This is a genomic window from Paenibacillus sp. 1_12 (genome assembly GCF_900114475.1).
Classification (GTDB): domain Bacteria; phylum Bacillota; class Bacilli; order Paenibacillales; family NBRC-103111; genus Paenibacillus_S.
In genome coordinates this window covers 312,993-329,185 of record NZ_FOTE01000004.1, presented here as the reverse complement: position 1 = coordinate 329,185, position 16,193 = coordinate 312,993, and the positions used below count along the sequence as shown (strand labels likewise).

Genomic DNA, 16,193 nt, shown 5'->3' with positions numbered 1-16,193 from the left:
TTGAAATTAGGATGATGTGAATCGGATTGCACAGAAAAAAGAACCCATGCTCCACCTCATGAAGTGGAACAAAGGTTCTTGACTTCTTACTACAGCAAGTAAACGTTCAATTCACTCTGGTAAGTATTAATTTATCATTTGCCAAAGTAAAATTCCCGCTGCTTGGATCTTTTCCTGTGATTTGAAATTTAAATTGCTTGTTTCCTGCCGAACTAAAGGTAACATTGCCAAGCCCAACTACCGTATAGCCCGGTGTGCTTTGATACTGGTCAACTGGATTCCCCTGCACAATACCGTCAATATACAATTGTGCCGTACCGCGGTCGGGATGCTTTTTAACTCGTGCGCTTAACGTGTAGGTTCCGGCAATTGGAACATTGACCGTGTACTCCATCCAGTCGCCCACCGCGTTAAAGTTACCGTAGCTTAATGCACCACCGCTGGCTGCGGTATCGCTGCCATTTGCCGTAGTATCTCCTGCAGAAACGGTTGTGGTTAAACTCTCAAACTCATAATTAAGCGGCTCCTTAGTAAGTGAAATATAATCAGTGGCGAGCGTATAGGAGCTGCTGCTGGCATTCTTGCCTGTCACCTGAAATTTGAACTGCTTGTTTCCTGCTGAACCGAACGTCACATTGCCGAGATCTACGGTAACATAGCCCTGCGCGCTTTGATATTCATCAATCGGCGATCCTTGAGCAGTGCCGTCAATATACAGCTGTGCCGTCCCCCTGTCAGGATGTTTTTTGACCTGTACTCTCACCCGGTAAGTACCCGATGCAGGCACATTCACTGTATATTGTACCCAGCCTCCTACGGCGTTAGCATTAGCATAGTTCAACCCGCCATTGCTGGCAGCTGAATCCGCTCCATAGGTTTGCGTTGCTCCTGATGATGCCGTTGTCGTAAGACTTTCCGCTTCAAACTTGACTGCTTCCGGGACCGCTGGCGGCAAAATCACATCAGGCGATTTATAGGTAAGCCTTATCGTATCCGTAGCCAAAATGTAAGAGCTGCTGCTGGCATTTTTCCCTGTGATCTGGAATTTGAATAGTTTACTACCGGCTGTTGTAAATGCGATATTGCCAAGATCAACCTCTACATATCCTTGAGCGCTCTGATATTCATCTATAGGAGATCCCTGTGCTACACCGTCAATATACAGCTGTGCCGTACCTCGGCTGGGATGCTTCTTAACCTGAACCTTTACATTATAAGTCCCTGGGCTTGGCACGGTTGCTGTGTATTGAACCCAGTCGCCGACTCCATTCAGATTCCCATAGCTCAGTGAACCATTGCTGGCAGCCGTGTCAGCTCCATTCGCAACGTTCGATCCTGGCGATACCGCCGCCGTCAAACTTTCCGCTTCAAGCAAAATGCCGGAACCGATGGTAACGCTGCCGGTTCCACCTGTACCAATGGTAACGTCGCTGGTAATGGTTTTATTAGCTGTCCGGTCAAATACAACCACCTTGCCGATTGTACCTGCCGTTCCGGTAACATTAACCGTCAGGCTCGAAGTACCTGCAGTTTGCGTGAAGGATGCAATCTTTTCATCTGCATACAACACCTGCATGGCAGTTGAATTATCCTCCTGTATCCAGAACGCCTTGCCCTTGGATGTGTTGTCAGCCAGGTTCACGGGAAGCCCAGGCGATTTTAACTGGCTGCCTGTAAATTTCCCTTTATAACTGTATGAGCTGACACCGCTATCGTTCATCGTGATATCCTCAACCAGGTAAGTCTTATTACTGTCGAGCCATCTAAGATTAAGGGTCAGATCGTCTGGAACAGCCGTTACATTCGCTGCTGTAGCAATGACCAGCGCTTTGCTTTTATCCTCAGTCGCATACATCCATGCGTAGGAGCCCGAAGTATCGAAATCCGGACCCGCATACAGCGGTCTGGTCGTTTGTTCAGTCAATGCCTTGATTCTCGGACTTTTCCTCCAATTGTTGAACTTTTTCAATGAATCCATGCCTGCATTGGTCCAGCTTGAAGGGTCCGTATTGAACTTGATCACCCTTGCCATCATATAGGAATAGTAGTCCTCCACTTTACCTGACGGATTGCCTCCGTAATAAACGGAATTCATCGGTAAATAGCCGAAGCTGTCCATACCGATTTTCATACTTGAGCCGACCCCGCCATTGGCTGACAAAAATCCGTTATCCGAGATATGCAGCAGCCCGTTGTTTCGGTCACCTTGCGTAGGATAAATATCCACTTCGCTGGTTAGCTTGCCAATAAAGTCGGGATGCCGTGAAACCAGATCATTCATAAAGTTTCTCACCAATACATTTTTACGATAAATGCTGTCGCTTGGATGCGAGGTTGAGGTCGCCGCCGTATTGGGCCAAAATTCGGTCAAATCAATCATTTGATGGGATAGATGATACTGAGGGATCATGATATCCTCAACTTGGCTTCTCTTGAATTCGATATTGGCAGGATCAGCCAAATCCCTTCCCTTATTGTGGTCATCACCAGTCATACTGAACCACAATCCGAATCGCAGACCTTGACCTACAATAGTATCGGTCAGTGCTGCCAAATTGCTGGTAAAGCTGGTCTTCGCTGTCGTGGTATCTCTGGTCGTATTCCATGAATCGTCGATCATTACCATATCCAAACCTGCCTGGGCAGCTTTTGGCACTACCGTATTTCTAAAAAATGCATCCGTACGCTGGCCTATGTAGTCCCAGTCATTCGTTGTGAATAAGGAGGTGACATCATGATATTTAAACCTTTTTCTTAAGTGCTCTTCTACAGCCATTTTCCCATCAATAACATCACCCTTGAAAACGGTCATGTTGACAGAAATGTACTCAAATTCTTCATTTGGGAACAACACTAGTTGTACGGCTTCGGTATTCGTAGATATTTTGACATTGGTGATACCGCTCCACGCGTTGATGCTGGCAAAGGGCAGCCGATTCGGAGCTCCTTCCGTTTTCCAGTTCATTTCCGGCTGAAGGCCCCATCCATCACCCGAATTATATACCGTTATTGCATTTCTTCCCGTATTCGGAGCAAGTGAACCCGACGTGCTGTACCAGGCCATATTCGGTACATAATAAAGCGTGTGCGCGTCATTAGGCAGGTTCAGCGAGATGATATCCGAGTTCGTAATTGTCTTCTCGGAAGTGGCATTATTTTTAATGGAATTGCTGTACTTCAAACCGGATTTGCCATTATAAATTTCGAATTTCAGGTTAATAGTCACATTTTGCGGAGAGGTTCTGGTTACCGGAATCGTAAGCAGCTTGCCCCAGTTGGTGCCGAATTTGCTGATGTCCGTAATCGTTGCGGTGCCTAACGTCCAACCACCGTCATTGGCATAAAGGTCGCTTCCGCCGTAGTTATAATAAAACAAATATTGGCTTCCACTTCCAGTGAGATACTCTTTGCTGGCCTCCTTGTTGTAATAGCTTGTCATTTGAATACTTCCGCTTGCAAAGGATACGACCGACTTCATCACATCATTTTCAAGCGTCCATACATTTCCGCTCTGGGTTACACTCGAATTAGCCGCATACGCTGTCTGAATGCCACCGGTTTTGACAAACGGAATGCTTGAAAAAAACATACTGAGTACAATCAGAAAACACAAAATACCACGAGCCATACTGCGAGCCTTACCTTTTACCATTATTTATCACCATCCTTAATCAATTTATGTAAAAAGGTGATACACGGAATATCCCCTATATCACCTCTACACTTTTTACTTCCTGGTGTATTTACCTGTGTTTATTTACCTGCCTTATTCATATAGTCTACGTATTCTTTTTCAGCTTCGGCTGTTGCTGGATTCCATTCCTTCTCAAGGAAGTCCTTGAACTGCTGCAGCGTAATCGCGCCCATGATATACTTCAGCTCCTGATCGTCTTTTTTCTTGACCATATCTGGAATCGTGCTGTTCAGATTGAGAATTTTGGGAGACCTTACGGCAGGAACATTGATAACGGTCATCTGCTTTAATGCACCATCCAACTGCGACTTGTAAGCATTAAGTCTGTCTAATGTATCTGCACCTTCGATAATGGCAGCGTTTCCATCGATGGCGTTAGCAACTGTCATGTAAGTGCTTGTCACTGCAGCAAGCTTCGCAGCCTGATCGGCAGTCCGCGTTATATTCTTGGTAGCTGGATCATAATTGTCGTAAGTCACACCTTTGATCCCAAGCTGGAACAAGGTATTGGCTTCTGTTGTATTGCCCCAATCCAGGAACTTCAGCACGCTGTCGATATTTTTCGAATTTTTGGCTATCATCCAGCCGCCCCATGTGGCAGGTGTGACCCAATCGTTGGCAACGCCCTTACTGTCCTTTAATACAGGTTGATAAGTGTATTTTACATCTGATTCCTTATCCTTTGCCAGGTTGGCCATAACCGCATATTGATGTGCGTAGATAATACCGACCCGGTTCTGATTCATTTTTTCCTGATCCACATAGATCTTGTTAATCAGGAACTCGGGATCAATCAGCTTCTCATCATTTAGCTGCTTCAGATAGGTCAGAAAAGGAATATAGCCCGACATTTTTTCCCTTATTTTATACGTTCCGTCCGTATCCTTGGCTCCATTCACGATGGGAAGATCAAATGCGGAGGCAAGGAAATTAGAAGCATTCCAGATCGAATTGGCGCCAAGTGTAGGATTAGAAAAGCTTAGGCAATACGTATCCGGCTTTCCGTTTCCGTCAGGATCGTTATTCGTAAAGGCTTTGCACACATTAGTGAATTCATCGAGCGTCGTTGGAGCTTTGAGATTAAGCTTGTTCAGCCATTGCTGGTTGATCATATAGCCCCAGTGGTTGACTACATTGGTTCTTGGAATGATATAGGTTTTTCCATCATTAACGGATTTGACCCCATCCCACATTTCTTTGGTAATATTTTTCGTTAGATTCGGATAATTTTTAATTTTATCGTCCAAAGATGCAAGAAGACCATTTTGAGCCCATTTTTCCATATTGGCATCTGCGCCACCCCAGTTGTATATGAGGTCCGGCAAGTCTCCTGAGGCCATAAGCACTTGCAGCTTATCCACATAGTTATTGATAGGAGGTGCTTCAACATCCAATTTTACATTCGCCAGTTTTTCAACTTCAGCTATGACCGGATTTTTTTCAATTACAACAGTTGCATTCACCCTATTAAACATTTTGATTGATGCAGGTGCTGCCTTGGCTGGGGCTGGTGTCCCAGTGCTTGTGCTTGGTGTTGTGCTTGCTGCTGGACTTGCTGCATCAGTCATTTTTTTATCCGTATTTGGACTGCAGGCCACCACGATGGAGGAAAGCAGCACAATGCTCACAGAGGAACTTACTACCGTTTTGACGGACCCTTTCAATACAAACATCTCCTTTTTATTGTACATTTATTAAAACTGCAGCATGCTGCAGATCTTAATCGATTGGAGGATGAAGCCATTATCCCTTGATCGAGCCTACCAGTACGCCCTTCATAAAATACTTTTGCAAAAAGGGATAGACGAGCAGAATCGGAAGTGTTGCAAAAATGATGATCGCCATTTTAATAGTAAAGACGGTAACCCCCGAATTGTTCATATCCATTGCATCCTTGGTAATGCCTCCATCATCAACAACCATTTCACGTAAGATCAGCATAAGCGGCCAAAGGCTTCTTTTCGACGTATAGATAATAGCGGAAAAAAACGTATTCCATTGAGTTACCGCATGAAAAATGACAAAGGTAGCTATTGCCGGCTTGGACAAGGGTACGATGATCCGAAACAGCACCTTGATTTCATTAGCACCGTCAATAAAAGCTGATTCTTCCAGACTTTCGGGGATAGAGCTGACAAAGTTTTTCATCAAAATGAGGTTATAGGCTCCAAGTGCACCAGGTAAAATCATCGCCCAGAGCGTGTTATAAATATCCAATGTTTTAATCAGATAAAAATTCGGAATTAAGCCTCCATTGAAAAACATCGTAAATGTGATTAATACCATGATCACATTCCTGCCCTTTAAATCCTTCTTGGAAAGCGGATAGGCTGAAATGATCAGCAAAAATATGTTGATTGCCACTCCGGCAACCGTGATGATGATCGTATTCTTGTATCCGGTCCACATTAGCGGCATCTGAAGGATCTGTTTATACGCGGACAGCTCGATCTGGCTCGGGATGAGCTTTAATGGATTTTGCAAATATTCCGAGTAAGGTGTCACCGAAAAGGAGGCAACATAAAAAAACGGGAATAAACAAGCCAAAGCGAACAAAGTAACGACAGCATAATTAAAAACGTCAAACAGTTTATCTCCCAATGATCGGATACTCACTACATCTGTCCCCCTTTACCATATCCCGTCTTCTTTAAGCCATTTTGCAATTTGGTTGCTTGCCAGCAGGAAAATTAACCCGATAACTGAGGTAAACAACCCCACCGTGGTTCCAAAGGAAAACCGGCCTCCAAGTAACCCCACCCGATACACATAAGTTTCAAATACCTCGGATACACCCAGATTCAAAGGGTTTTGGAGCACAAAGATTTGCTCGAAGCCATTGCCCATGATCTGTCCAAGTCTCAAAATAAGCAAAATGACGATTGTTGATTTGATACCGGGCAACGTGACGTACTGCATTTTCTGCAATCGGTTCGCACCATCGATACTGGCAGCCTCATATAACTCCGTATTGATACTCATCATGGCAGCCAGATAAAGAATACTTTCCCAACCCGATTCCTTCCAAATACTGCTAATAATGACCAAAGGTCGGAAATAATCATTATTCGCTAGAAAAAACACAGGCTCCATCCCAATTTGCTTGAGGAAAATATTTACAATACCCCAGGAAGGGGACAAGAAATTGACGAGGATACCTCCAATGACAACCCAGGATATAAAGTGGGGCAGGTAGATAATCGTTTGTGTAACCCTCTGGTACGTTCGATTTCGCATTTCATTTAAAAGTATGGCTAACAGGATCGGAAACGGGAAACCGAATACCAGCCTCAGCATGCTAAGGTAGAGCGAGTTCCAAAAAACCGTGTAAAAGTCACTCAGCCCGAACATGTACCTGAAATTTTCTAACCCGATCCACGGACTCCCAACAATACCTTTGGCAAAATTAAAATCTTTAAAAGCGATGATGACACCATACATCGGAAAATAATTAAATATTAGAAAATAGACCACACATGGGACTAAAAGTAGATACAAATATTTTTTCTTGTTTAAATAACGTAAAGCTTGTTTAGTGTTTTTGGCCTGTACGGTCCCCATTCATTTTCCACCGCCTGTTTATCTAATTCGTTGATATTATTTCTTTTGAAGCGCACGCTGTTCTTTGAAAATATCGTAGATATCCCGGGTTAAAATCATTTTGTCCTTATCGTTGGCGTAAAAGCTTTTGTACCAATCGTCGACCTGCTTGCCCCCGGCTTTGTTCCAGGCTGCAATGGCATCCTGTTTGGCTTGCTCGGGGCTATAGCCAGGCGTCAAAATCGACTTCACCCAAATATCGCCTTCGCCGACACCGACATGCTTCGTCGTATTGGTCAAAATCTGCTGAAGCTCCTTCGGCAGCTGAGGCATTTGTTCAGCGTGCGTCGGACCCGCCACCGGTAGATCAAAACGAATAAAGGACGAATTCGCCTCAAACATCTTTTTCACCTGATTCTGAAGCTCATTCTGGGCATCAAGCTTTTCCGTACCAAAATAGCATTTGCCTGCTAATGTCGGGGAAGCCAGCATAGCAAAATCTCCTGATCCGAAATTAAATTCGGTTTTCCATTTATCCAGGTTGATCACCTGCGGACATTTGCCTGGCTCCGATTTGCTGTGTACGCCCTCAAAGCCGTAATACATGGTTTTCATGAATTTTTCGGATGCGGCAAAATCAACATATTTCATCACCGCTTCCGTGTCTTTGACTTGAGCGTTGACAACAGCTGTCATTTGGATCGGATTTACAAATATAGGATTAAACTGCCCTACCGGAGTTTCCGGATACGGAATGACCGTAATTTCAGCATTCGGAACATTTTTTTTCAAATTCACATAATAGTCGTTATAAAAGACAATCGGAACATTAAATTGCTCCATGTAGATCCCGGTTTTACCTTTCAGAAAATCCTGCTTCGCCTTTGAACCATTCTTGTCGTTCAAGTAGTCCTTATCGACCAAACCTTCACTGTAAAGCTTTTTCTTGAACTCCGTTGCCGCTTTAATATGGTCCCAGCCATGGATAAGCTCGTTATTTTGCACGATGAAGCCCGGGTAAGTGACACCAAACATTTCATCCAGAATATTCCCCGAATTGTAGGACATGGCTATACCGTATGTATCCTTCTTGCCGTTTCCGTCGGGATCTTGCTCTGCGAAGGCTTTTGCTGTCTGGTAAAGCTCCTCTGTCGTTTTTGGGATTTTCAGGTTCAGCTTTTTCAACCAATCCGTACGGATAAACAACCCCCTTTGCGGAATCGTTTCATTAATTCGTCCAAACTGGTACAGCTGGCCATCTGCCCCTGTTCCCGCTTTCTTCAGTGAAGGATATTTTTGCAAAAGCGCTTTGTATACGGTGCTGTACTTATCGATCATGTCGCTAATCGGACGCAGCTGCTTTTGGTCGATCAATGGATTTTTAATCTGCGGCGCATATTCCAAAATCAGATCGGGTGCTCCCCCGCCCGCGAATAACGTGCTCAGCTTTTGCTCTGACTGTGCCCGGGGTACAGCAATGAACTTGACATCTACAGGTCCCGATTCGTTGATCCATTTCGTGATTTTATTGTTTTCAATCGTGCCCTCACTGGAAGGAATATTGCCACGATCATAGATCGTTGCCGTAATCATGGCCCGCTTATTAGACTTGGGTGTCTCACTCTCAGCTTTCTTGTCGGTTCGGCCGGTACAGCCAACTGCGGAAGCGACCAACGCTGCTGAAATCAGCACCGGGACGACCATTCTTTTCATTGGATTAGACATTGTTTACCCCCTATTCTTTACAATGTCTATCATACCATCTTCATTTCACCGTACCTTCCTTAACTTGTTGTTTGTTTCATAACCCTAATTGTAAGGAAATAGTTAGGAAGCCACATCTACGATTTATGGGGAAAAAGATACGATTTTTAGATCATCTTTTTATCCTGACAACAAAAAAAACGCTTCATTTGTCTGAAAACAAACAAATGAAACGTTTTTTTCACAAGAACCAACCGTCGACTCAACTCTGATAAAGCTTGCGATAATCTTTCGGGGACAGACCCGTGGCCTGTTTGAACAGCTTGGCGAAATAATTAGGTAAATCGTAGCCGATCCTGCCCGATATTTCCGTAATTTTCATATCCGTATTGGAGAGCAGTTGCTTTGCTTTCTCCATGCGCAGCTCGATTAAATAATCAATAAAGCTGCGGCCGGTTTCTTTCTTGAACAAATGGCTGAAATAGGACGCATTCAAATGCACATGCGAAGCTACCTGCTGTAAGGGAAGGGATTCAGAATAATGCTCCTCCATATACCGCTCAGCCTTGAATACGGCATTCTCGCTGTATTTTTGCTGCCATGTTGTAAAGTTATTGAAAAAACGCTCTGTCTCCGTCTGCATCCAACCATTTACCTCGTTAGTGCTGCCGCACTTATGCAGTTTACTGATTCGTTCCGTCAAGATTTGAGGCTCATACAGCTGTTCAAATTGTTTACGGGCCGTGTCCTGAAGCGCAAAGCTTAGCGATAATGCCTCCATTTTTCCATTTTCCAGAGACATGCCATGAGCGTCTTGTATAAACTGATCCAGATACTGCTTTAAGGCATCCATTTGACCGGAACCGATAAAAGCGACCATCTGCGCGCTGATCAGCTGCTGACGCGCCCGATTCATCGGCAATACGCTTTCCGATTCCATTCCATTGTCCGTACGCACGGACATACTCGTTCCTTTCATACCAGCTTCATAGAGATCGGCAAGCTGCGTCAGGCTCCGAGCCAAGCCGGCATGATACGTTGAGACGGATAAGCCGAGCAGCCTTGGGACTGTTTCGCATACCGCATCACAAAAAGCCTGTTCCTCGGCCGTATTAGACAGCAGCAAGGCATACCGGCCGTATTCGATAAGCAGCAGCTTACCGGCAAGCCCGTACGTGTCCAGCAGCTCACTGATAATATTCAAGACGGCAAACTGCAGTAACGGCACATCTCTCCTCGTATATTGCTTATGGGAAGGATAGTAGTCGATAATTCGAAACACAATGAGCTTACATTCATTCAAACCCCGCTCCAGCTCAGCCACCGCTTCCGACTGATAAGGAGATCTCAGAAAGATCGCCCTTAACGTATTTTCCAGCAGCAGCTGATGCTCCGTTTCCTCTTTTCTAAGCCTTGCCTGCTTCTCCAATACAAGGTCATACACTTTATCCAGCGCCTCATAAACATCCACTTTGCTGCAGGGCTTAACCAACAAGTCGAGCGCGCCGTAACGAAGTGCGGTTTGAGCATATTCGAAATCCTGAAAGCCCGTTATGATAATAAACTCAATATCCGGGAATTTGCTTTTCACACGCTTTAGCAGCTCAAGGCCGTTCATTAACGGCATCCGAATATCCGTGATTACCAGATCAGGCACAAGTTCAGCTATCATCTTCTCTGCTTCCTGCCCATTCTCCGCTTCGCCGCAGACGTTCCAGTTGGTTCCGGAACCGGCAATCATTTTTGCCAGACCTTTTCTAAATAAAGGTTCATCCTCAACCAAAAGCAGTTGATTCATCGTCCGCACCTCCTTTAATGAGCCGATAAGCTTCACAAGGTAAAATTAACCGCATCAGTGTTCCTCGCTGAAGCCGTCGGATATCCAACCTGTACGGCTCGCCGTGGACAAGATAAATACGCCGGGTAACATTGCGGACGCCCAGGCTCTCCCGTTCACCATGCTGATCAAAGATGGAACGATCCTCCATAATATGACGGATCGTATCTTCATCCATCCCACACCCATTGTCTTCAATTTCAATATGCATGTCAGTATGCTGACGGAAAGCTCGAATGGATAATCGTTTGTCAGCCGTCTGATCACGAAAGGCATGAACAAACACATTCTCTACCAGAGGCTGCAGCAGCAGTCTCTGCATTCCGCAGCCGCTTAACCCGTCCTCGGCTTCCATACTAACATGTAGATTTTCACCATGCCTTGCTTCCTGAATCGTAATATAATTACGGATTTGCGCCAGCTCCTCCTGTAAGGTGCTTGGTGTAGATACGGGTGCAAGTGAGTATCTGAGCAGCTCCGACAAGCTAGTGACCAGCGAAGCTGTTTCCTCATCCTCATACAGCAGCATGATTTTCCAATAAATGGAGTTCAGCGCATTATATAAAAAGTGCGGATTCAGCTGAGCCTGGAGCGCTTTCAATTCAGCCTCCTTCTCGCTCAGCTTGCTTACATATACTTCCTGAATCAAGGATTGAATATCGGCTGCCATCGCATTAAAGCTCTCCGCCAGAAAAGCAAACTCATCATTCGACGTTTTGGCAAGCTTCACTTGTAAATTCCCTTTGCGCAGCTGCTGCATAGCCGCTACCAATCCTTGCAGCGGCTGAAGCAGTCTGCCGCTAAAGAAGGAAACACAAACCGCCATGAGTATGACACTGACAAGACCCGAAATTAAGGCTACCTGATAAACGCTTCGTCCTTTAGCCTCAATATCAGCCAATGAAATGCCACTCACCAGGGTGAAGGATCGAGGCTCATAAACACTTTTAACAAATAAATAGTCATTGCCGTCGGTGCGTTGGGTAAATGTTCCCGCTCTCTTCTCCCAATCCGGCACGAACCCGGCTCCTCCTTCCGGTTCCCTACTGTACACAAGCCTGTTATATTGATCATAGATATAGGCCCCTGTAGTCCTGCCTGCCATTAAGGAGTCGAGGGGGCTGGATAGAAACGATTCGTCAATAATCATAATAATCATGCCGTATACCATTTGCTGTTTGGTCGATTTGAGCAGTCTAGCGGCTACCAGATGGCTTTTCTCGCCGGACGGGGCGGAAGAGTCCTGAATGGCCATTCGCTGCCATACGATCTCGGCGGATTGACTCTTCAAGCCGCTTTTGACCCTATTATAAAATTCCGGAAATTCGATCTGCATGGATGGATTCATATGACTGAAGTAGCTGTTGCTCCCCTGCAAATCAACGATATACAAGGCGCGGATTTGCGGCGTTTCATTTTTTACAGGAAGTAAAATGTCGGCCAACTCTCTCTCCAGTATGAACGCGCGATACTCCACGCTTTCTCCTTCCGCAGGTTCGGCATGCATGCCTTGAACAATTTGCTCAACTAGCGGATGGAAAAAAATAAAGTCCGTAATCCTGTACATATCTTGAATTTTGAAGCCAATCTGCTCAATCGTTTGCTTGCTTGTATTCAGATACTGCTTGCTGATTTCGCTCTCAAACAAATTCAAATAAATCCTATAGGACACATAACCCGTAACCATTGAACAAACAATGATAATTACAGATAGAACGAGTATTAATTTCACTTTAAAATGTTGATTGATGTATTGGAGAACATATCTATGCTTCATTATGATGTACTCCCTCTGCAAGCAGCCCTAAAGTGCTTTTCCAACGTAAATACAAATAAAGCAGAGAAGCTGCTGTCCTACACAGCCTCCCTGCAGGAATGCGAATATGAATCCAAGTATACAAGTTAGGTTACTTGGTTACACACAGCTGGATTAAATCGTCTACATGGGCAGTTGCCAAACATTCTACCGTATCTGCCGCTCCATAATAGATTTTGACCTCACCATTGTCCTCCAAAATCATTCCCCCAGGGAAAATGACATCGTTGCGGAAGCCGCCCTCTGTCTCATAGCTTACCTCTGGTGCCAGTAAAGGCTTTTGACTCATACCGATGATCTTGTATGGATTGTCCAAATCCAACAGCATGATACCCGCTGTATAACGCTTCCTCCAGAACGACTCCCAGCCGTTTTTGCCACGAGAAGGATCTATATCTACAGCATGAAACATAGTCAGCCAGCCTTTGGGTGTTTTTATCGGAGGTGCTGCCGGTCCAAGCTTATCATTGGCAAAAGGCACCCGCTCCAAGCCCAGCAGTAATTCCGTATTCCCCCAATATTTCAAATCAGGAGAATCGGAAATCCAAATATCAAAGCCGTCTTTGCCGCCTTTACCATAGACGGGAAAAGGACGCTCTAGCCGTATGTATTTACCGTCGATCCGCTCAGGGAATAACACCATATTGCGATTATCCGGCGCGGATAAGCTCAGAATCTCGAAGCTCGCGAAATCGTCCGTAACGGCTACACCCCCACGTACGCCGTGCTTCGTATCTACAGCAAAACAGACATAGCAGCGACCGTCAATAACGGTCAGACGCGGGTCGTAAGTTCTAATAATCTCCTCGTTCTCCATTCCAAAGCAGGGTTGATCCTGCACGTTCCAATGGATACCGTCTTGGCTGTACGCAAGCCCCAAATTTGTAGTGTTAATAGGAAGCAAAGTTTCATTATTGATATCGCCATAATCATTGCGGAACATCATGACATACTGACCTTCGTACTTAGTGACGCCTGCGTTAAAAACAAGAGCGGGCTTATAAGGCACATCACTTGCAGTCAAAATTGGATTATCAGGATGACGCGTGATACATGCACTGGATTTCAGAACTCCACTCATAGACATAGACGATTTCCTCCATAATATACAATATTTTCACGTTTTTCGCTCATTTTTTTCATCATTCAGCTTCTGTCGGCTCAAACCCTCACATGGTCAGTGTAATACATCTGTTTCTATCCAACATCTATAAATGTTTGAAAAATGGATACAATTTTTAGGTGGCCTGACAAAACGACTAAAAACGACTAAAAGCGAATACGCAAAAAGCTGCTGCGGGATATGAAGCTTCACAGCTTCGTGCCCCGCAGCAGCGGCAAATACAATGTCACTATATAATCAGTTGAACGTTTATTCAAAACGAATTGAAATTCCCGTCTTATCATCGGATATTTTAAAACGGGGATAACGTTGGCAATCCTTATCTTCGAACTCCAGATTAAACAGCCATTCTGCATAAGCAGCCAATGTATCACTTTCAATCCTTGTTGTCAGCTGCTGAATCATATCCTCAGGCTCTATGCCGCTCTCCGAATGAGGGAACAACCCGTCCGTAACAAGCAGCAGCGATTTTAATTGGATTCTGTTGATCCTGCCATACTCTATAAAATCAGCTAACTCCGGTTCACCGCTTAGAATGGAGTAGCCCTCCATTGTGTTCATCTTCGATTTATTTTGCAAAATCACAGGCTTAACAAGCTCCCACAACTCTTCTCGTTTAGAGACCCCTCGGCCAATTGCCTCTGTCCAGATTAACTTGGACTGCTGGTCAATGTGAGCGACCTGATCACGAGATACGGTACGAATCCTATCATCCTTGTATGCCGCTGCAATCATACAGTCGCCTACCTGTGCGTAATCCACATAATGGTCCGTAATCCGAATTAGCGCCAATGCACTGGTCCATAATGCCGCTTTGTCGGATAGCTGGATTCCTGCTTCAACCATTTTATCCCGCAGTCGAATATTCGCCTGAATCACGAGCTGCTTCAAATTGGTGTCTCTGACATCCTCCTCTGCCAAGGATTCAAAATATTGTTTAATAATCTGCGAGGCCAAATACCCGCCTGTTTCATTATTGGGACCGCGGTAAGGATGCAAGGAGGTAGCTCCGTCCAAAACTCCGAATAGCTGTAAATGCTCATTAATAATCAGTGCATCCTCATTCCATTCCGTTGTACCTTGCAGCGATAACGTCTCCAACTTCATGATTCCCTTCCTCCTTGTCATTTCATCTGCATCTATATATGGCACGTATCCGGCTTTATTTTCTTTAATGGCTTCCATAAATCTCCTCTAGCTTCTTATTTAGATTAACGTCCTTATTTTGCTCCAATTGTTCTATAAGTGCCTGAATGCTCATCCATTGATCATAATCATTTACTGAAGGTGATTTCACAGCAAGCATCCGGGCTGAATCCAAAATCATCTTTTGCCGTTGGCTCCAAGCCTCTTCTTCCTGCAGCTTGACCAGCACATCGGAACGAGATGGAATCAATCCTTTATTGCGCCATAGAGAAGCTTGCGTCTGCTCAAGAAGCAGATACGCCATAAAGCTTTGAGCAGCCTGCACTTTGGGCGCTGCTGCATGCAACAGAACCATACCGTGAATTTCGGGAACTATTCCCTGCTGAGCAAGTATGGGCATACGTCCTGCATCAAACTGAAACTTGCCTCCTATATATCTTTCTACCGTAGGCAGCATTTCGGAGGAGCTGAGGAATATGCCTACTTTTCCATTAATGAAATCACTAGCGGCTCTGCGATGAACGAGCGGTTTCAGAATCCCCGAAAGATGAACCCAGTCACTCCACGAAGTCAGTGCTGATTCTAAGCGGCTGCGTTTAAATAGCGGATTCTTGTCACCATTATATTCAGATGTAAAGGAGAGATTATCCATAAACCACGGGAGTTCATTGTCCATCGCCAAACCCCAGTGTGCGTTGCCGACAGTGTCGGAGCTTTCGGATTGAGGCTGCTGTGCTGCTTGAACGATCTGTTCCCAGCTCGTAAAGCTTCTTTCCTGAGGATGCTTCAGCAGCTCCTGACGGTAATAAATCAACGGCAATCCGCTGCCGAACGGAACAGCCCAATCCACCCCTTCATAATGAAAGGGAGCGGTGAATGTCGGATGCAGTTGGCTCCCACCTTCTATCCTAGTATGTTCGGTGGGAATAACCGCTTTGGTATCGACGAGCTGGGGAATGCCATAATAGCTGTGCAGCTCGGCCAATTGCGGTGCCGCGTTAGCAGAAATCGAAGCCATCAGCTCTGTAAATAACTGCTCGCTTGAACGAAAGTAGCGTACATCTACATCAATATTGGGATGAAGCTGCTTGAATTCATTCACATATGCTTCCAAGCCTTCACTGTACAGCCAGATCGAGATTGCTGTAGCGCGATCGGACTCACTGTTCACGCCGCTGCTTTGGTTCATATTCATGCTGTAAAAAGCACCGACTGTAAATATTAGCAGAGCTGCTATACCCCATAATGTCCATTGCTTTAGTTTCATGTGTCCTCCCAGCCCGTCTGCATCGCCATATTGATCTTCCTATATTAACATTACAGCATGGCTTTT

General features: G+C 45.1%; 10 protein-coding genes. All 10 read right to left on the bottom strand.

Annotated features, from left to right (window positions below):
• Nucleotides 1–106: 106 nt before the first annotated feature.
• The 10 genes from BM210_RS11865 to BM210_RS11820 all read right to left on the bottom strand — a co-directional run bounded on the left by BM210_RS11865 (nt 107) and on the right by BM210_RS11820 (nt 16,127).
• The gene (locus BM210_RS11865) at nt 107–3,652 is read right to left on the bottom strand and encodes a carbohydrate-binding domain-containing protein (protein WP_091168127.1); all 3,546 of its coding nucleotides are present in this window, start codon (nt 3,650–3,652) and stop codon (nt 107–109) included.
• Nucleotides 3,653–3,753: 101 nt separating this feature from the next.
• Nucleotides 3,754–5,358, bottom strand: coding sequence for an extracellular solute-binding protein (locus BM210_RS11860; RefSeq protein WP_218184922.1), 1,605 nt, complete (start codon nt 5,356–5,358; stop codon nt 3,754–3,756).
• A gap of 79 nt (nt 5,359–5,437) precedes the next feature.
• Nucleotides 5,438–6,310: a carbohydrate ABC transporter permease gene (locus BM210_RS11855; protein WP_218184921.1), complete on the bottom strand. Its 873-nt coding sequence runs from the start codon at nt 6,308–6,310 to the stop codon at nt 5,438–5,440.
• A 15-nt stretch (nt 6,311–6,325) separates the two neighbouring features.
• Complete coding sequence (locus BM210_RS11850) at nt 6,326–7,255, bottom strand: ABC transporter permease (protein ID WP_091168122.1); 930 nt, start codon at nt 7,253–7,255, stop codon at nt 6,326–6,328.
• 36 nt (nt 7,256–7,291) lie between these two features.
• Complete coding sequence (locus tag BM210_RS11845; RefSeq protein ID WP_091168121.1) at nt 7,292–8,959, bottom strand: extracellular solute-binding protein; 1,668 nt, start codon at nt 8,957–8,959, stop codon at nt 7,292–7,294.
• 241 nt (nt 8,960–9,200) lie between these two features.
• Nucleotides 9,201–10,736: a response regulator transcription factor gene (locus tag BM210_RS11840; protein WP_091168118.1), complete on the bottom strand. Its 1,536-nt coding sequence runs from the start codon at nt 10,734–10,736 to the stop codon at nt 9,201–9,203.
• Complete coding sequence (locus tag BM210_RS11835; RefSeq protein ID WP_091168115.1) at nt 10,714–12,552, bottom strand: cache domain-containing sensor histidine kinase; 1,839 nt, start codon at nt 12,550–12,552, stop codon at nt 10,714–10,716. Before BM210_RS11835 ends, BM210_RS11840 begins: the two co-directional genes overlap by 23 nt.
• Before the next feature lie 130 nt (nt 12,553–12,682).
• On the bottom strand, nt 12,683–13,678 hold the full coding sequence (locus BM210_RS11830) for a glycoside hydrolase family 130 protein (protein WP_091168114.1): 996 nt from the start codon (nt 13,676–13,678) through the stop codon (nt 12,683–12,685).
• A 285-nt stretch (nt 13,679–13,963) separates the two neighbouring features.
• Entirely contained in the window at nt 13,964–14,821 is an 858-nt protein-coding gene (locus BM210_RS11825) for a protein phosphatase 2C domain-containing protein (RefSeq protein ID WP_177237774.1), read from the bottom strand.
• Nucleotides 14,822–14,885: 64 nt separating this feature from the next.
• Nucleotides 14,886–16,127: an extracellular solute-binding protein gene (locus BM210_RS11820; RefSeq protein WP_091168110.1), complete on the bottom strand. Its 1,242-nt coding sequence runs from the start codon at nt 16,125–16,127 to the stop codon at nt 14,886–14,888.
• Between the last annotated feature and the right edge of the window lie 66 nt (nt 16,128–16,193).

Excerpts from the sequence above, each read along its gene's own strand:
- BM210_RS11820 (WP_091168110.1), bottom strand. The coding sequence starts at position 16,127 with ATGAAACTAAAGCAATGGACATTATGGGGTATAGCAGCTCTGCTAATA.
- BM210_RS11850 (WP_091168122.1), bottom strand. The coding sequence starts at position 7,255 with ATGGGGACCGTACAGGCCAAAAACACTAAACAAGCTTTACGTTATTTA.
- BM210_RS11830 (WP_091168114.1), bottom strand. The coding sequence starts at position 13,678 with ATGTCTATGAGTGGAGTTCTGAAATCCAGTGCATGTATCACGCGTCAT.
- BM210_RS11825 (WP_177237774.1), bottom strand. The coding sequence starts at position 14,821 with ATGAAGTTGGAGACGTTATCGCTGCAAGGTACAACGGAATGGAATGAG.
- BM210_RS11835 (WP_091168115.1), bottom strand. The coding sequence starts at position 12,552 with ATGAAGCATAGATATGTTCTCCAATACATCAATCAACATTTTAAAGTG.
- BM210_RS11845 (WP_091168121.1), bottom strand. The coding sequence starts at position 8,959 with ATGTCTAATCCAATGAAAAGAATGGTCGTCCCGGTGCTGATTTCAGCA.
- BM210_RS11840 (WP_091168118.1), bottom strand. The coding sequence starts at position 10,736 with ATGAATCAACTGCTTTTGGTTGAGGATGAACCTTTATTTAGAAAAGGT.
- BM210_RS11865 (WP_091168127.1), bottom strand. The coding sequence starts at position 3,652 with ATGGTAAAAGGTAAGGCTCGCAGTATGGCTCGTGGTATTTTGTGTTTT.